This window comes from Lishizhenia tianjinensis (genome assembly GCF_900116425.1).
Lineage (GTDB): Bacteria > Bacteroidota > Bacteroidia > Flavobacteriales_D > Crocinitomicaceae > Lishizhenia > Lishizhenia tianjinensis.
The window spans coordinates 230,054-248,195 of record NZ_FPAS01000004.1 but is presented as its reverse complement, the minus strand read 5'-3'; the positions used below and the strand labels follow the sequence as shown (position 1 = coordinate 248,195).

Below are 18,142 nucleotides of genomic sequence, written 5' to 3'. Positions count from 1 at the left end.
TGTTCAAATTCGAAAGTATATTATCGGTCTCTTTTCTGGAAAACTTGTATTGTCAACGACAATTTTCTGTGTATGAACAACAGGTAAAGGGAGAATTCTCCTAAAAAATATTCGTTTTATAATTTCTTCCCAAGGGAATTTCCTCCTGGTTAATTTCAATGTAAGTTCCCTTAACTTTTGAGATTTTACTTTTATTTACAAGGAAGGATTTGTGTACTTGTACAAAGGTTTCTGGCAACAATTCCAAAATGTTTTTGAGTGTGTCTCTGTAGACATATCTTTTTTCAGGAGTGAAAATTTCTAAATAGCCTCCATCAGATTTTATATAGTCAATGATTTGTGGATCTATCAAAGTAGTACCACTTTGATCTTTGAGCTTAATTTTTTCTACAGAAGAAAATTCATTGTATACCAATATTTCTAAAGTAGATTGAATTACTTTTCTATCAAAAGGCTTAAGAAGGTAGGAAGTAGGACGAGTAATTTTAGCCTTATCTAAGGTGTGCATATCTGAATTAGCCGTAATGTATACAATAGCCACCTTTCCATTTTCGTTCATGTATTGCGCAAGTTCTATCCCTGTTTTACTTTGTGAACCTAAATTGATGTCTACCAAGGCAATGTGAATTTGCTCTTTATCAAAGAGGAATACCCCTTCGTCATAATTGTTAGCTATATAAATATTGGGGAACCCTAAATTGATAAGGATACGTTTTAAATTTTCTGCAATTATAGTTTCGTCTTCAACGACGAGTAAGTTTAATGTTGTCTTCATAAAGGTAGAGCAATTTGTAGGTGGATTCCTTTATTCGTATCGAGTGTTAAATCGGCTTTCAGTTGTTTGGCTAAAAGCTTCATGAGTTGTTCATTAATGGTGTTGTTTTGTATTTTTTCAGAACGCCAGAAGTCTGGAGAGAAATTTAGATGAATATAAAGTAGATCATGTTTATGCTTACATTCCATCAAAACTGGATTTATAAAGTCTAAAGCTTGTGTGTTAACTTGTTCACTAACATATAGAAAAACTTCATTCATGAACAGGACAAAACTTGATGCTTTAGCTATATTCAATTGAAAGTTGGATGGCTTTAATTCAAAGGATATCTTGGATGACTCTTGAGAATTGTAGTGTTGGAGTATTATTCCTTGAATGAGTGGAGTGATTGCAATGGATTCGAAATTTTCTTCTTGGTAAATTTGTCTGTGAATAAGTGATAGTGAATTGATGCGATTTGAGAATTGAGAAAGAATGGCTTTAGGCTCTTGTTGTTCGCCTTCTTGCAGTTGAAGGATACTCGACAGTACTTGTAAATTGTTGTTTACTTTGTGGTGAACCTCGCTTAATAAAAACTGTTTTTCTTCAATACCTTTTTTTAATTCGCTCAATTGAATTTTATTGGCTGCCAATAGTTGAGTGAGCGCTTCATTTTTTGCTTCAATTTCTAACCTCGACTTTTCAGTTCCCCTTTTGAAAAACAAGGTTGTAGTATAAAGTAAAGTAAGCGTTAAGCTTAGAAAAGTCATACGAACGATTACTTTATTTTCATCAGAAAATGTCATTAGATAGTCATGCTCTACAAAAGTGGAGAAGTAAATCCCTACCATGTAAATACTTAAAGTAATCATGGATAAGGTAAGGATGGTCTTTAGTTCTTTGAATATTCCTATATATAGTGGAATCAAGACTAAAAACATGTCATCTGCTCTTAAGTCGGGATGAACCAGTAAAAACACTACAATTAAGGTGAGGTTGGCATTAAAAGCAAGCAGTTTTTTTGAGGTGTCGTAAAAATGGTATTTATTTAAAAATAGATAAGAGAGTGCAAAAATTATTGTGGCCATGGCTATGGTTAATCCACTTGGAACTATGCCTATACTCCACAGGATATAACCTTCTGCAATTGCAGTGGTAAATAAGGAACAAAGGGCAACTCCATTTACAATTCTAATACTAGTACGTTGGAAATAATCCAGATCTTGGGTTAAGCCGGTATTTAAAATTTTATATATCAAGGTTGTTTACGCTTTAATTTAAGAGTGGTTTTTAAGCCATTGTCAATTTCTCTAGTGAGTTCAGCTTGTAATTGTTTGGTGAGGAGCTGAATAAGTTTGTGCCCTAAATTTTCTTTAAAGTTTAGGGTTTGTATATTTCCATTGTCTTTAAATGAAAGGATGAAATGACTTTGTGTTAATTTACTTTCTAATTGAAAAATATTCTTGCCCGTTGAACTTTTAGCGTGTTGTATGGAATTGGTAATAACTTCATTAAAAATTAATCCAAGAGCGAGTGCTTCCTGAGCATGCATATTGTAATTACACAAAGAGGTCTCTAAGGCTAAACTTTGTTGTTCAGGATGAAGTTCTAGAATTTTAGAAGTCAAGTTCTCCAAGTAAGGTTTTATGCCTACTGCTGTATAGTCTACCTTTTCATTCAATAATTGATGAAGAGATGCCATAGATTTAATACGTGAAATCCCCACTAATAGCGATCGCTGGGTTTTACTGTCTTTTACCTTGTCGAGTTGAAGCTCTAATATACTTAAGATTAACTCCAGGTTGTTTTTTACACGGTGATTGATTTCGGTCACCAATAAGGCTTTGTCTTCTACTGTTTGTTGAAGTTCTCTGTTTTGCTGGTGGTTGGTCTCTATTGCTTTTTCTAATTCATTGTAATATGATATTGCTTCAGTTTTTAGGGAAAAGGAATAGTATAAAGTCAACCCAATTAAGAACACAGAAGCAAATTGTAAAGTGACATTGTTTTCGTAATTGTAGTCGGCAATAAAGGTGTACCACTGTGAAAGTTGGAGATAGGAACCTACACTTATTATCAAAAGGAAAACAAGAGCTTCAATTTTAATTTCTTTTTTGCTGTCAGAGATCACATTTACAAATCCAAAAGCTCCAAAACCGAATAAAATCTTGGTGTATAAATCAAGATCATATACAAGAAAAATTGCGAGGGTAGAGCAAACCATAAAAATGCGCAGCAATAAATAAGTGATTTTTATTTTGCCTTTGTGATTTAAATAGAGAAAAAGGAAGTGTATACTGAAGGTAAAAAAGCTGTGAAAAAGTTGCTCTCGCGAAGTTATTTCTACAAATAGAAGGTAGACAATACCGATAAGATTAATAGTGATGTTAAGAAGCGCTAAGGAATTTATAAGGCGTAATCTTTTCACTTGAAAAGTTCCGTTTACCTGGTGTATTCCTAAATTTAGAATCTGGTTTAACATGCAGTATTTATTAGATAAAAAGCTCTTCTTGCGAAAAATATTGGAATGAAAGGGTGGTGCTAAAGTAATAAATATGAATTTATTAAGGACTTAAGCATTCTTGAAAAAAAAATGGCCACTTTACAGTGACCATTTTCTTAACTTCTTTTTTTCTTTTCGTTTTTTCTACGTTTGGCTAACCATTCAGGAACTTCTTTTTTACCTGAAGCATTTCCTTTTCTATTTGCTTTTGATGCAGGTTTACGCTGTGTAAATTGTTCTTCCGAACCGATTAGTTTTTCAATCAAATCTTTACGGTCAGCTTTTTCCAATCTGCTTTTAATCCAATGTCTGTTTTCTTTCTTGTACCAGAAAAAGAATTTGTGCTGATTTTGTTTCTGATCTCTGGTCTTAGCTGTATACACTGGTTTTAATGTATAAGGGTGAACCCCCGAATAGTAAATAACCGTTGCTACCGTCATAGGTGTTGGTGTAAAATCCTGAACTTGTTCTAACTGGAAGCCCATATCTTTGGTTTCTGCAGCTAAATTGGCCATGTCCTGCTCTTCACATCCTGGATGAGAAGAAATGAAATAAGGAATCAACTGTTGATTCATGTTGTGCTTCTTCTGTATTCTATCATACTTGTTTTTAAAAGCATGGAAGTTCTTAAAAGAAGGTTTACGCATTACACGTAAGGTAGCATCACTGGTGTGTTCAGGGGCAACTTTTAGTCGACCACTCACGTGGCGCGTTACAACTTGTTCTATATATTCATCGTGGTTTCCGTCTTCGTTGTTTTTATTGAATTCATCCACCAACAAATCATAACGTATTCCAGAACCGATAAAAGCCTTTTTCACTTTAGGGTGTGCATCAACTTTTCTGTAAAGCTGCGTCATGTCACTGTGGTTGGTATCCAAGTTGGAACAAATCACAGGGTGTATACATGATGGAGAAGAACAACGGGCACAAATGTCCTCGTCTTTTCCTTTCATCTTGTACATGTTCGCACTAGGTCCACCTATGTCAGATATATATCCTCTAAAATCTGGATCTTCTGTAACCTGATCTAACTCCTTTAATATAGATTGCTCACTACGCGAAGCAATGAACTTACCTTGATGAGCAGATATAGTACAGAAGCTACATCCTCCAAAACATCCTCTGTGCATGTTGATAGAAAAACGTATCATATCAAATGCAGGAATGGCTCCTCTCTTTTTGTATTTAGGATGAGGAAGACGTGTGTAAGGTAAATCAAAAGAGGTGTCGATCTCTTTTTCCGTCATGGTTTTGTAAGGCGGATTGATGATTAACGTTTGATCACCTATTTTTTGAATAATTCTATTGGCCTGCCACTTGTTTGATTCAACTTCAACGATTTTAAAGTTGGCAGCATATTTTAATTTGTCGGCCAAACACTCTTCGTGTGAAGCCAACTCAACGGTATTCCAATTTTTGTTTTTCGGAAGTGGTTCTGAGTTTGGTCGTAAAACTGCAGTTTGTTTAACCGTTCCTAAAGACTCAAAGGGAACGCCTTTCTTTAATAGGCGCAACATGTCACGTAGTGGCTGGTCACCCATACCATAAACCAACATATCTGCCTGGGAGTCCTTTAATATAGAAGGCATCAACTCATCCTTCCAATAATCGTAATGTGTCACCCTTCTTAAGGAAGCTTCTATTCCTCCTATAAGTACAGGAACATCCGGATAAATTTCTTTTAAAATTTTGGAGTAAACGATGGTTGCGTAATCGGGTCTAAAACCGCTTTGTCCACCGGCTGTGTAAGCATCCGTAGATCGCAATCTTTTGTTCGCGGTGTAATGGTTCACCATAGAATCCATACAGCCAGCTGTAACACCGAAGAAGTATTTGGGTTTACCGAATTTTTTGAAATCTCGGAGGTCGTCTTTCCAGTTGGGCTGTGCAACCACGGCCACGCGAAAACCTTCGTCTTCTATAATACGACCAATAACTGCTGTTCCAAATGCTGGATGATCCACATAGGCATCTCCAGAAATGATAACAACATCTATCTCCTCCCATCCTCTTTTTTCAACTTCCTTTTTGGTTAAAGGAAGCCAATCTGTAATCGGTCTTTGCTCCATAATTGCTGCAAAGATATAGCTTTAATTAAGAAGAACATAAAGGGATGTTCGAAGAATAAGCTTTGTTGTAATCTAGATGATTCTTACAGACTAATTATTTGTTGTAGCTTCTGAGTTTTCAACTTTGGGTAAGTAGATTTTTTCTTGGATAACTATAGCTGTTGGATAGTCTTTTAGAAGTTCTGCTTTTAGCTTTTCCGCTTCTAATTTGGTTCTACAATTTCCTACTTTCAAATTGAAATTTGGAGCCTTGAATTCTATATATGTTGGTACGTCTTTGTGGTCTTGTATAAATTGAGCTCTGGTTTTATTCACTTCAGTTCTATCATTATCAAAAAAGATTTGAACTCTGTATCCAGAGATTTGTGGACCGTAAGCAGGAGGAACTGTAGTTCCCTTGAATTTTACTAATTCATCTATACGTGGGTCTTTCTGTATGGTAACCTCACCGTCTTTTGTTGGAATTTGAACTTTATTGGTGTCGGTTAAAACAGTAGATTTAGAAGTGTCTTGTTTGTTCCACCACGTGTTTTGCCCAATGCTATATTGTGCTACTAGAAGGAATGATAATAGAAGTGTCCAAATTTTCATCTGATAGATTTTTTACAAAAGTATAAAATAAGTGATTGCAATTATTTGTGGGTTCAAAAGCTTCTTATTTTAATTATTATTTGGTGAAAAAATGTTAAAAAGTGTAAGTGGTTGACAATTACTTTAAAGCAAAGTTGACGCTTGCAAGGTTTATTTAGAATGATTTTAAATTAAACAAGCCCAACAATAAATTGTCATAAAACTGTCATGAAAACAGCTAGAACCGTTAAATTTGCTCCCGATGAAAACTGTGTATTAGCATAGGAAAATAACGAATTATAAATGAAAATATCTAATAGTCAGATGTTTAGAGTTAATATGAAGTGGGCTTTAGCCCTGGTGTTGAGCGTCCTGTTTATGGGTGCTTCTCAGTCGTATGCACAAGAAGGAGAGAGTCTGTTTAAGGCGAAGTGTGCTACTTGTCACCAAGTATTTAAGGATATGACTGGTCCCAAACTTTACGAAGTACGTAAGAAATGGGAAGATGGAGGAGCTAAAGAAGGTTCTGTAATTCAGTGGGTTCAGAACTGGCAAAAGGCAGTGGCGATGGATCCATATGCTAAGCAGGTTTCAACTTGGTCTCCAACAGCTATGTCAGTTTTCGCTGACTTAACAGATGAGCAAGTAGTTGCTATCTTCGATTACGTTGATGCTCAAGAGGAAAAAGTTGCTGTTGTAGCTGGTCCAGTTGATGGAACAAATGGAGCAACTCAAGAAGAAGAGTCTTTATCATTTGTATGGTTGATCTTAGGAGCAATCTTCATTGTTATCATTTTATCAGTTGGTGGTGTTCGTCGTCAATTGAAATTGGTTGCTGGTGAAGCGGAAGATACAGGGTTAACATATGCACAAGAATTCAAAGCTTGGGCTTGGAAATACAGATTGTATGTTGGTTTAGGTTCTGCAGTTATCGTTATTTCATTGATCGTAGGGTTGTTCCTTACAATGTACAGTGTGAACGTAATGTCAGATTACCAACCGTCACAGCCTATAGATTTCCCACACAGCAAACACGCTGGGTTAAATGGAATTGATTGTAAATACTGTCACAACTCTGTAGAAGATTCTAAAACTGCAGGTTTACCAACAGTGAACGTTTGTATGAACTGTCACAAGCAGGTGCAAGGTCAAGGAGAGCAAGTAGCGAAAATCCAAAAGATTTACGATGCGGCAGGATTCTCACCAGAAGGTGGAGGTCAGTACTCTGGAAAAACTGAGCCTATCGTTTGGAATAAAGTTCACAACTTACCAGACCACGTTTACTTCAACCACTCTCAACACGTAAAAGTTGGTGGAGTTGATTGTAAGCAATGTCACGGAGATATGACGAAGCAAGTTGAAACTGCTCGTGTAGTTCCAGTTGAAGAATTATCTGAAATCGAAGGAAACATCAAATTGACGAAACCAACCTTAACAATGGGATGGTGTATCGAATGTCACGGAGCAAAAGAAATTTCTGGTGGTCCATTGGCAGAAGGTGTTGAAGGTGATTCTTACTATGACGAAATTCACCGTCGTTTATTAAACAACGACAAATCTTTATACGAAGGATACTTAGAAGACGGAAAAGTAACTGTCAAAGAACTTGGCGGTTGGGAGTGTGCAAAGTGTCACTATTAATTTAATTCAGAAGAAGGCTAAAAAGGAATATGGCAACGAATAGAAAATATTGGAAAGGTCTAGAAGAATTGAACGAGACTCCTGAGTTTCTTGAATCAAGAGACAAAGAGTTTTCGAACGATATTACCGTGGATGAATTCTTGGCTGATGAGAATTTGAAAGAGACATCAACTCCACGTCGTGATTTCTTAAAATTCTTAGGATTTAGTGTTGCGGCTGCTACTGTAGCGGCTTGTGAGGCACCTGTTACTAAAGCAGTGCCTTACGTTAACAAACCAGTTAACGTAACACCAGGTATGCCTACATGGTATGCATCAACGTATTACGATGGTAACTCTTACGCAAGTATACTTGTGAAAACAAGAGAGGGTAGACCAATTTTTGTGAAAGGAAACAAAGATCACGGTTTATCTAAAGGTACAGTTAACCCACAAATCGTTGGTTCTGTATTACCATTATACGATAGCGCTCGTTTACAGAACGCTAAGAAAAATGGAGAGAACATCTCAACTGCAGATGCAGATAAAGAAATAAAAGCTGAATTAGCAAAAATTGCAGCGAAGAATGGAAAAGTAGTTTTAGTGTCTAACACTTTAGCATCTCCATCTTCTTACATGGCTATTCAGGAGTTTGCTAACTCTTTAGGTTCTACTACAGAAGTAGGAGAGAATGGAGAAGTGATTACAAAAGCTGGAAACTTTGAGCACATTCAATATGATGCAGTTTCTTACGCAGGAATCAGAAAAGCAAACGAAGCGTCTTTTGGAAAAGCATTTATTCCAGATTACGACTTTAGTAAAGCGGATACAGTAGTTTCTTTTGGAGCTGATTTCTTATCAACATGGTTATTGGCTACACAATACACTGGTCAGTACGGATCAAGAAGAAATCCTGATGGAAACATGAACCGTCACTACCAGTTCGAATCTACTATGTCGATTACTGGTTCTAACGCAGATACGCGTTTTATGATCAAGCCATCTGATGAAGCAGGTGTTTTGGCATACTTAATTAAAGCTTTAGGTGGTAATGCAGGTGTTTCTGCAACTACTCCAGATAGCTTTAACGAAAAAGATACAGCTAACTTAGAATCTCTAGTTAAGGATTTAAAGAAAGGAAACGCATTGATCGTTTCTGGATCTAACAACGCAGGTATCCAAGTTTTAGTAAATAAATTAAACGAATTGGTTGGAGCTTACAAATCTTCAATCAACGTGAACAATACTGTAGACTTATTCCAATCAGAGGATGACAAAATGATGAATTTTGTTAAATCTGTTGAAGCTGGAAAAGGTCCTGCAGCAGTTATCTTCTACAACACTAACCCAGTTTACTCTTTACCAAACGGTGAGAAGTTCGCTGCAGGATTAGCAAACGTAGGATTAACGATTTCATTGAACCAATATGCTGACGAGACAGGTTCATTATGTACGTATAATGTTCCAGATCACCATGCTTTAGAAGCTTGGAATGATTACTCTCCAAAAGCTAGCGAATACGCAATTGCACAACCAACTATTCGTCCATTGCACAACACTGTTGCTGCGCAAGAATCTTTCTTGGTATGGGCTGGTAAAGCAGAGCGTCAAGGTAAAGACAGCAAAGTATTTGTTGACTTCATCAAAGCGACTTGGAAGCAATATGGTTTCCCACAACAAACAGAATTTACTGACTTCGGTCAATACTGGAATAACGCAGTTCACAACTCAGCTGTATCAGCTAAAGTTGATGGACCTACAGCAGTTACAGTTGATGCTTCTGCTTTAGCGAAATTCAAAAATGATCTTCCAAAAGCTGGAGATTTAGAAGTTGTTCTTTACCAAAAGGCAGCTATCGGTATCGGTGTTCAAGCAAACAACCCTTGGTTGCAAGAGATGCCAGACACTATCTCTAAGGTAACTTGGGATAACTACATTACTATGTCTCCAGAAAGAATGAAGGAGGCAGGATACAACACAACGTTAGACCAAGAACATGGAGCTTCATTAGCTACAATTACTGTAGGAGAGCAAACATTAACATTACCAGTTTACCCATCACCAGGTCAAGCTGACGGTACAGTAGGTATCGCACTTGGTTACGGTAGAGGAAAAGGTTTAACTGGAGATCACATCGGTAAAGCTGCCTTCCAAACTAAAGAGTACGGAGGTCACGTTACTGACGAGAATGGAAACCCATTACCAATTGGACAGAATGCATTCGTTTTAATGGCTGCATCTATGGACAGAGCTGTAGTTGGATCTATCGCAATGGCAGAGGGAACTTACCCTATCGCTTCTACGCAGATTCACCACACAGTGATGGGACGTAATTCTATCATTAAAGAAACTACTTACGAAGGATACAAAACTTTAGATAAGGATGCATACAACCCAGACTACACATTGATGAAAATCGATGATAATGGTCACCACGTTGAAGCACCTTTAGAGGAGTTTGACTTATGGGATGCACACCCAGTAGAGAATGTAGGTCACAGATGGGGAATGACTATCGACTTATCTTCTTGTTTCGGATGTGGATCTTGTTTGATCGCTTGTCAAGCCGAAAACAACGTACCAGTTGTTGGTAAAGACGAGGTAAGAAGAGGACGTGAAATGCACTGGTTACGTATCGACCGTTACTACGCTTCTGATGAAGAGGCAACAGTTGGTCAACGTAAAGATGCAGATACGTTTAGCTTCGGAAAAGCTGAGATTGCAGCGGCAAATCCTAAGGTTGTTCACCAACCAATGATGTGTCACCACTGTAACCACGCTCCATGTGAGACAGTTTGTCCGGTTGCTGCAACAACGCACTCTAACGAAGGATTGAACCAAATGACGTACAACAGATGTATCGGTACGAGATACTGTGCCAACAACTGTCCTTACAAAGTTCGTCGTTTCAACTGGTTCAACTACCCATCTTACAAGAAGTTCGGTCAAGTTAACCCAGCGCAGGATGATTTAGGAAGAATGGTATTAAACCCAGACGTTACAGTACGTACACGTGGTGTAATGGAGAAATGTTCTTTCTGTGTTCAGAAAATCCAAGCAGGTAAATTAGAAGCGAAGAAAGAAGGTAGACCAGTTATGGATGGAGATGTAACTACAGCATGTGCTGATTCTTGTCCAGCTGACGCAATTATCGTAGGTGACTGGAATGATGTTAACTCTAACATTAGAAAGTCTGCAGACGATAAGAGAGCTTACCAAGCCTTAGAAGAGATTGGTGTTAAACCAAACATCTGGTACAAGGTTAAAGTAAGAAATGAAGAGAATACAGAATTAATGAACCTTCAAGCTGCTAAAGCTGAAAAGCACGAAGCAGGTCATGGAGAAGATCACGGTCACGAAGCAGGACACGATGCTCACCACGAAGAAGCAGCTCATTAATTAATTGAAGATAACGAATAGTATAAATTAGATTGTAATGCATAAAGAAGCAGCAATTAGAGAGCCTCTGATATTAGGACACAAATCGTACCATCAAATTACTGAGGACGTTTGTAAACCAATAGAGGATAAGGCACCAAAAATGTGGTACATATTATTCACTATTGCAGCCGTAATTGGTTTGTATGGTGTAGGATGTATCTTATATCTATTAGGTACTGGTATCGGTACTTGGGGATTGAACAAGACAGTAGGTTGGGCCTGGGATATCACCAACTTCGTATGGTGGGTAGGTATCGGTCACGCCGGAACACTTATATCAGCAGTATTGTTATTATTCCGTCAGAAATGGAGAATGGCAATTAACCGTTCTGCTGAGGCGATGACAATTTTCGCCGTATTTATGGCAGGTTTGTTCCCATTAATTCACATGGGTCGTATTTGGGTAGCGTACTGGGTAATGCCTTTACCAAACCAATTCGGTTCTTTATGGGTAAACTTTAACTCGCCACTTTTATGGGACGTATTCGCGATTTCTACGTACTTAACCGTATCATTAATTTTCTGGTACATTGGTTTATTACCTGACTTCGCAACGATCCGTGATAGAGTGAAGAAACCAATTCCAAAGAGAATGTACTCTATGTTATCTTTCGGATGGACAGGTAGAGCAAAGCACTGGAACAGATTCGAATTAGTGTCGTTAGTATTAGCGGGTGTTGCTACACCATTAGTATTCTCGGTTCACTCTATCGTATCTTTTGACTTCGCGACATCAGTTATCCCAGGATGGCACACGACTATCTTCCCTCCTTACTTCGTAGCGGGGGCGGTATTCTCAGGATTCGCAATGGTACAAACACTTATGTTGGTGATGCGTAAAGCAATGAACCTAGAAGCATACATCCACACAAAACATGTTGAATACATGAACATCGTAATCATGGTAACGGGTTCTATCGTAGGTGTTGCTTACTTAACAGAGCTTTTCGTTTCATGGTACTCAGGAGTTGAATACGAAGCATACGCATTCATTAACCGTGCTACTGGACCTTACTGGTGGGCTTACTGGTCAATGATGACATGTAACGTGATCTCTCCACAGTTAATGTGGGTGAAGAAATGGAGACGTAACTTAATGTTCACATTCGTAATGTCTATCATTGTAAACATCGGTATGTGGTTTGAGCGTTTCGTAATTATCGTGACATCAGTACACAGAGATTACTTACCATCTTCTTGGTCTATGTTCTACCCAACGCACATCGATATAGGAATCTTCGTTGGAACGATAGGATTATTCTTTGTATTCTTCTTGTTGTTCGCACGTTTCTTCCCAGTATTGGCATTGAACGAGGTGAAAACTATCTTGAAGTCTTCAGGAGAAAGTTTCAAAAATGGTCAAGCACACAGTGGTGCTGACGAGTTAGCAGATTTAAAAAACACCAATAATTAATAGAAAACATGGCAGATACAGTTATTTACGCGATGTACGATGACGACGATGTGCTAAAAGACGGCGCAAAGAAGTTAGTTTCAAAAGGAGTGAAGGTTACTGAAGTGTTTTCTCCGTTTCCTATTCACGGTATAGATCCAATTATTGGAGTTAAAAATACACGATTAGGAATCATGGCTTTCTTGTACGGTTTAACAGGTTTAATGTTAGCTACTATAGGAATGAATTACTTTATGATTCAGGATTGGCCGATGAACATTGGTGGTAAGCCAAACGGAACATACTTGCAGAACTTCTTAGCATTCGTTCCTATCTCTTTTGAGTTTACAGTATTGTGTGGTGCACACGGTATGGCAATTACTTACTTGTTAAGAAATAAAAACTTACCAGGTATGCCAGCTCAAAACCCAGATCCAAGAACAACAGATGATAAGTTTGTTATGGAATTAAGACTGTCTGAAAACAAAAACTTTAGCGCGGAAGATTTAACGGCTATGGTTAAAGAGACAGGTATTGTAGAATTAGATCAAAAAGAACTTAAATAATTTGCCATGAAAAGAACTTTTAAGGCAATCTCAACATATTCTATCGCTGCGATTACTGGTATGGTAGTTTTAGCGTCATGTGTTACTGATCCTGATTCACCAGGATTGGAGTACATGCCAGATATGTACAGATCTCCAGCAGTAGAACCATACGTAGATTACGGTCGTGTACAAGGTGCAGAAGATATGGAAAAGAAAATGGTACAGTCAGCAATGACTCCTCCAGCGGGTGCAATTCCTTACTACGGTACGGAAGCAGCGCACGTAGAGGTAATGTTACCATACCACAGATTAGCTCCAGCTACAGGTGACGTAACGCACGGTTTGTACGGATGGGAAAAAGAAGACAGCTTAGGTAGTGAATACAATGCTGCTGTAGCAGATAAAAACCCATTGACTTTGGCGAGCAAAGAAGAGGCAGATGCAATGTTCAAAGCAGGTAAACACTTGTACGAAACAAAATGTATGCACTGTCACGGTGAGAAAGGTGATGGAAATGGACCTATGGTAACAAGCGGTGCTTATGCTGGGGTTCCAGATTACAAAACAAAAACTGATTTAGCAGACGGACAAGTGTTCTATTCAATTTACTACGGTAAAGGTGCAATGGGAGCTCACGCAAGTTTGTTGAACAACGAGCAAATTTGGACCTTGGTACACTACGTTAACAAGTTCAGATTTGACGATTATATGAAGAATTTACCAGCAGCGGGTGAAGCTCCAGTAGCAGCTCCGGCAGCAGTTGATTCTACAGTAGTAGTAGAGGATGTTCACGCTGAAGAAGCACATCATTAATAATAACAAAAACAAGATAGGATAAAATGGAATTTCAAGTTTCAAATAAAGCCAAAATGTTAACTACCGTATTAATGGCGGTTGGTATAGTATTTACGCTTGTTGGCGTTGTTATGGCGATGGGAGATCACCAATTAGGTACAAAGATTTACAGTAACATGCTTGTGAACTCTTTCTTCTTCTTCGGAATTGGATTGGGAGCATTGTTCTTCTTGGCGTTACAATACGCTACAGAGACAGGATGGTATGCTGTAATTAAAAGAGTAATTGAAGCAGTAGCAGGATTTTTACCATTCGGTATAGGAATGATGTTAGTTACTTTGTTGACTTTATCATTTACACACGGTGGACACGTTTACATGTGGATGGATCCAGATACAGTGGCACATGACTCTTTAGTTAGTGGTAAATCTGCTTACTTAAACCAAGCTTTCTTCTGGATTAGAACTATTGCTTACATGGCAATTTACTTCATCTTTTGGAGAGGGTTTAAAAACAGAAGTATTCAACAAGATCAGAATGCTGACATGGCTATCGATCTTCACTTTAAGAACTACAGAAAAGGTGCGGCATTCTTAGTATTCTTCGCGTACTTTTCTTCTACATCTTCTTGGGACTGGATCATGTCTATCGACACACACTGGTTCTCAACTTTGTTTGGATGGTACACTTTCGCAGGTACATGGTGTTCAACTATGATCGTATTGGTTACATTGACATTATACCTTAAGAAAAAAGGATACTTACCAAAAGTTAACGAATCTCACATTCACGATTTAGGGAAATGGACATTCGCAACTTCATTCTTGTGGTCTTACTTATGGTTCTCTCAATTCATGTTGATTTGGTATGCTAACATTCCTGAGGAAGTTACTTACTACTTAACAAGAAGAGATAACTTTACTTTCTTGTACTTCGGTATGTTCTTCATTAACTTCGCATTCCCAATGTTGATTTTAATGTCTAGAGATGCTAAGAGACACGCAGGAATTTTAACTTTCGTTGGATTAATCATCTTTGCAGGTCACTGGTTAGATGTATGGGTAATGGTTATGCCAGGAACAATTGGACCAAAAGCTTCAGTTGGATTATTAGACTTGGGTATGGCTGTATTATGCTTAGGATTCTTCGTAAGAGTTGTATTAACGAACTTAACGAAAGCGCCGTTGGTAGCAGTGAATCACCCATTCTTGGATGAATCATTACATCACGACATATAATAAACAGGAGTAGAAAGATATAATTAAGAAGCAATGATAAATAAATTAGTTATACTGATTGTAATTGTCTTAGGAGTAATAGGTGTAGCTCAATTGGTAAGATTGAACGAACTATCTCGTAAGCACAGTGGACGCAAAGAAGAAAATATTCCGAATAGAGATAACAAATTGAATGCTAACCTTATGTTGGTTTTCATGATCTTTTTCTATGCAGGTTTTATATGGTTGATGTTAAAATTCGGATGGACAGGTAGAGGACCGGCTGCATCTACACACGGTGTAGGAACGGATTGGTTATTGAACTTGAACTTCGTAATCATTATTACAGTATTCTTCCTTACAAATACATTATTGTTTGTATTTGCTTGGAAATATGTGAAGAGACCAGGAGTGAAAGCAGTATTCTTTGCTCACTCAAATAAATTGGAAGCAATTTGGACAGTAATTCCAGCTTTAGTATTGGCAGTAATCATCATCTTAGGTTTAAGAACTTGGAATGACATTACAGACGAGTCAGCACCAGAAGCAGAAAGAGTTGAAGTATTCTCTTGGCAGTTTGCTTGGAAAGCGAGATACTCTGGAATGGACAACACTTTAGGTGCTTACGATTACAAATTGACAACTGCAGAAAACGAATTCGCTTTAATTAATAAAGCAAACATTGATGCAGCTAGAGACTCAATGAGCTACGGACAAATTGGATCTATCAAAGTTTTGGAAGAAACATTGAACAATCCTAACGTAATCATGAGTGTTGAAGAAAGAGAAAAGTTAACCAACGAATTAGCGGTTAAACAGAGATTACACAGATTGTTAACACAGATGGGAATCACACACAACGATTCTTTAGATGTATTGGCATCAAATGATTTCTTCTCTGATACTTTAGTTTTATTGAAAGGTCAGAACTACGAATTCACATTCCGTTCTAAGGATGTAATTCACTCTGCATACTTCCCGCACTTTAGAGCACAAATGAACACAGTTCCAGGAATGGAAACACGTATGAAATTCCAACCGATTTACACAACGGAGGAAATGCGTAAAGAGATGAACGATGAGGATTTTGAGTACATCTTAATGTGTAACAAAATTTGTGGTGGATCTCACTACAACATGAAAATGCCTGTACGTGTAATGAACGCTGAACAGTACTACAACTGGAAAGTGAACCAAACTACGTACAACGGGAAGACTTACTTCGGATACGACGCTGATCCAGCAAATTTATCAGCTGCGGAGAAAGCAGAACAAATGAAGAAAAGAGAGGCTTTATTAGAATCTTATAAAGCAATTGAAGCTTCATTAGATACAGAAGAAAAGTAAGAATAATAATAAAATTAAAAGATTAGAAATGGCAGCAGTAGCGCACGGAGCAGATCACGGACACGATCATCACGAAGAGAGTTTCGTATCTAAGTACATCTTTAGCCAGGATCACAAAATGATTGGTAAGCAGTTCTTAATGACTGCTGTATTCATGGGGTTGGTCGCAATGTTATTGTCTATTCTATTTAGAATACAATTGGCATGGCCAGGTGAGTCGTCTGACTTCTTAAGTATGTTCTTAGGAGAAAAATGGGCTCCAAACGGAATATTAAATAATGAAATGTACCTTGGTTTGGTTACCATCCACGGTACTTTAATGGTATTCTTCCTTTTAACAGGTGGTTTATCAGGAACGTTCTCTAACTTACTTATTCCATTGCAAATTGGAGCAAGAGATATGGCATCAGGTTTCTTAAACATGTTGTCGTACTGGTTATTCTTCTTGTCTTCATTAATCATGTTTGCGTCTTTATTTATTGAGACGGGACCAGCAATGGCAGGTTGGACTATTTACCCTCCTTTATCAGCATTGCCACAGGCAGTTTCTGGTTCAGGTTTAGGTATGACAATGTGGTTAACATCGATGACTATTTTCATTGCATCTTCATTAATTGGATCTTTGAACTACATCGTAACTGTATTGAACTTAAGAACAACAGGTATGAAAATGACAAGAATGCCATTAACAATTTGGGCGTTCTTAGTAACTGCAATCTTAGGGGTATTATCTTTCCCAGTTTTATTATCAGCGGCTTTATTGTTATTGATGGATAGAACTATGGGTACTTCATTCTACTTATCAGACATCATCGTTGGTGGTGAGATGTTAGAGAATGTAGGTGGATCTCCAGTATTGTACCAACACTTATTCTGGTTCTTAGGTCACCCTGAGGTATACATCGTATTATTACCAGCATTAGGTTTATCATCAGAAATTATTTCTACGAACTCTAGAAAGCCTATCTTCGGTTACAGAGCGATGATTGGTTCTATCTTGGCGATTGGTTTCCTTTCGTTCATCGTATGGGGTCACCACATGTTCGTAACAGGTATGAACCCATTCTTAGGATCTGTGTTCGTATTTACAACTTTATTGATTGCAATTCCATCAGCTGTAAAAGTATTTAACTACTTAACTACCTTATGGAAAGGTTCTATCACTTACACGCCAGCAATGTTGTTCGCAGTAGGTTTAGTATCTACGTTCATTACAGGTGGTGTTACGGGTATTATCTTGGCGGATTCAGCATTGGATATCGCAGTTCACGATACTTACTTCGTTGTAGCTCACTTCCACATTGTAATGGGTATGTCAGCAGTATTCGGAATGTTTGCAGGAGTTTACCACTGGTTCCCTAAAATGTATGGTAAGATGATGAACAACCGTTTAGGTTACGTTCACTTCTGGATTACGATAGTTGGGGCTTACGGTGTATTCTTCCCTATGCACTTCGTTGGATTAGCTGGTGCACCACGTCGTTACTACGATTACAGTGTTTACGAAGGATTTAGTGGAGATGCTTACGAAATGATCTTAGACTTAAACGTAATCATTACTGTTTTCGCGATCATCGCAGCGTTAGGACAAATTGTTTTCTTGTTTAACTTATTCGTAAGTATCTTCAGAGGACAAGCTGCTCCACAAAACCCTTGGAGATCGAATACATTAGAGTGGACTACTCCAGTAGAGCACGTTCACGGTAACTGGCCAGGAGAATTGCCAACTGTTCACAGATGGCCTTACGATTACTCTAAACCAGGTATGGAAGAGGATTTCATTCCTCAAACTACTCCATTAATGGCAGGAGAAGAAGAACACTAGTAATAGTTAATAAATATTTGTAAGAAAGCTCTATCCTTTGATAGGGCTTTCTTATTTT

At 37.9% G+C, this 18,142-nt stretch carries 13 protein-coding genes; 8 read left to right on the top strand and 5 right to left on the bottom strand.

What is annotated here, in order from left to right; translation table 11 throughout:
* Positions 1–100 precede the first annotated feature (100 nt).
* The 5 genes from BM327_RS12640 to BM327_RS12620 all read right to left on the bottom strand — a co-directional run bounded on the left by BM327_RS12640 (position 101) and on the right by BM327_RS12620 (position 5,920).
* Positions 101–775 carry a LytR/AlgR family response regulator transcription factor gene (locus BM327_RS12640; RefSeq protein WP_090250829.1) on the bottom strand — a complete coding sequence of 225 codons (675 nt, stop codon included), beginning with the start codon at positions 773–775 and terminating at the stop codon, positions 101–103.
* Positions 772–2,013: a sensor histidine kinase gene (locus tag BM327_RS12635; RefSeq protein WP_090250826.1), complete on the bottom strand. Its 1,242-nt coding sequence runs from the start codon at positions 2,011–2,013 to the stop codon at positions 772–774. Before BM327_RS12635 ends, BM327_RS12640 begins: the two co-directional genes overlap by 4 nt.
* A complete protein-coding gene (locus BM327_RS12630; RefSeq protein WP_170853757.1) occupies positions 2,010–2,993 on the bottom strand; it encodes a sensor histidine kinase in 984 nt (327 codons plus the stop codon). The genes BM327_RS12635 and BM327_RS12630 overlap by 4 nt, the downstream gene beginning before the upstream one ends.
* A gap of 380 nt (positions 2,994–3,373) precedes the next feature.
* Positions 3,374–5,329 carry a YgiQ family radical SAM protein gene (locus BM327_RS12625; RefSeq protein WP_090250817.1) on the bottom strand — a complete coding sequence of 652 codons (1,956 nt, stop codon included), beginning with the start codon at positions 5,327–5,329 and terminating at the stop codon, positions 3,374–3,376.
* Positions 5,330–5,419: 90 nt separating this feature from the next.
* Positions 5,420–5,920 (bottom strand): hypothetical protein, encoded by a 501-nt coding sequence (locus BM327_RS12620; protein WP_090250812.1) that lies wholly within the window; start codon positions 5,918–5,920, stop codon positions 5,420–5,422.
* A 282-nt stretch (positions 5,921–6,202) separates the two neighbouring features.
* Here BM327_RS12620 and BM327_RS12615 point away from each other — a divergent pair, with 282 nt between their 5' ends.
* Genes BM327_RS12615 through BM327_RS12580 form a run of 8 tightly spaced genes read left to right on the top strand, consistent with a single transcriptional unit; the run spans position 6,203 to position 18,084 of the window.
* Entirely contained in the window at positions 6,203–7,540 is a 1,338-nt protein-coding gene (locus BM327_RS12615; protein ID WP_090250806.1) for a c-type cytochrome, read from the top strand.
* A gap of 29 nt (positions 7,541–7,569) precedes the next feature.
* On the top strand, positions 7,570–10,917 hold the full coding sequence (locus tag BM327_RS12610; protein ID WP_090250802.1) for a TAT-variant-translocated molybdopterin oxidoreductase: 3,348 nt from the start codon (positions 7,570–7,572) through the stop codon (positions 10,915–10,917).
* A 37-nt stretch (positions 10,918–10,954) separates the two neighbouring features.
* Entirely contained in the window at positions 10,955–12,373 is a 1,419-nt protein-coding gene (gene nrfD / locus BM327_RS12605; RefSeq protein ID WP_090250798.1) for an NrfD/PsrC family molybdoenzyme membrane anchor subunit, read from the top strand.
* An 8-nt stretch (positions 12,374–12,381) separates the two neighbouring features.
* Positions 12,382–12,918 carry a DUF3341 domain-containing protein gene (locus tag BM327_RS12600; RefSeq protein ID WP_090250793.1) on the top strand — a complete coding sequence of 179 codons (537 nt, stop codon included), beginning with the start codon at positions 12,382–12,384 and terminating at the stop codon, positions 12,916–12,918.
* 6 nt (positions 12,919–12,924) lie between these two features.
* Positions 12,925–13,713 (top strand): c-type cytochrome, encoded by a 789-nt coding sequence (locus BM327_RS12595; RefSeq protein ID WP_090250789.1) that lies wholly within the window; start codon positions 12,925–12,927, stop codon positions 13,711–13,713.
* A 26-nt stretch (positions 13,714–13,739) separates the two neighbouring features.
* A complete protein-coding gene (locus BM327_RS12590; RefSeq protein ID WP_244526228.1) occupies positions 13,740–14,933 on the top strand; it encodes a quinol:cytochrome C oxidoreductase in 1,194 nt (397 codons plus the stop codon).
* 33 nt (positions 14,934–14,966) lie between these two features.
* Entirely contained in the window at positions 14,967–16,259 is a 1,293-nt protein-coding gene (locus BM327_RS12585; protein WP_090250785.1) for a cytochrome c oxidase subunit II, read from the top strand.
* Positions 16,260–16,287: 28 nt separating this feature from the next.
* Positions 16,288–18,084, top strand: coding sequence for a cytochrome c oxidase subunit I (locus BM327_RS12580; RefSeq protein ID WP_090250781.1), 1,797 nt, complete (start codon positions 16,288–16,290; stop codon positions 18,082–18,084).
* Positions 18,085–18,142: the final 58 nt, after the last annotated feature.

What these genes read in the sequence shown, in the direction of transcription:
- nrfD (WP_090250798.1), top strand. Translation starts at nt 10,955, where the DNA reads ATGCATAAAGAAGCAGCAATTAGAGAGCCTCTGATATTAGGACACAAA.
- BM327_RS12640 (WP_090250829.1), bottom strand. Translation starts at nt 775, where the DNA reads ATGAAGACAACATTAAACTTACTCGTCGTTGAAGACGAAACTATAATT.
- BM327_RS12580 (WP_090250781.1), top strand. Translation starts at nt 16,288, where the DNA reads ATGGCAGCAGTAGCGCACGGAGCAGATCACGGACACGATCATCACGAA.
- BM327_RS12625 (WP_090250817.1), bottom strand. Translation starts at nt 5,329, where the DNA reads ATGGAGCAAAGACCGATTACAGATTGGCTTCCTTTAACCAAAAAGGAA.
- BM327_RS12595 (WP_090250789.1), top strand. Translation starts at nt 12,925, where the DNA reads ATGAAAAGAACTTTTAAGGCAATCTCAACATATTCTATCGCTGCGATT.
- BM327_RS12585 (WP_090250785.1), top strand. Translation starts at nt 14,967, where the DNA reads ATGATAAATAAATTAGTTATACTGATTGTAATTGTCTTAGGAGTAATA.
- BM327_RS12590 (WP_244526228.1), top strand. Translation starts at nt 13,740, where the DNA reads ATGGAATTTCAAGTTTCAAATAAAGCCAAAATGTTAACTACCGTATTA.
- BM327_RS12620 (WP_090250812.1), bottom strand. Translation starts at nt 5,920, where the DNA reads ATGAAAATTTGGACACTTCTATTATCATTCCTTCTAGTAGCACAATAT.
- BM327_RS12600 (WP_090250793.1), top strand. Translation starts at nt 12,382, where the DNA reads ATGGCAGATACAGTTATTTACGCGATGTACGATGACGACGATGTGCTA.
- BM327_RS12615 (WP_090250806.1), top strand. Translation starts at nt 6,203, where the DNA reads ATGAAAATATCTAATAGTCAGATGTTTAGAGTTAATATGAAGTGGGCT.
- BM327_RS12610 (WP_090250802.1), top strand. Translation starts at nt 7,570, where the DNA reads ATGGCAACGAATAGAAAATATTGGAAAGGTCTAGAAGAATTGAACGAG.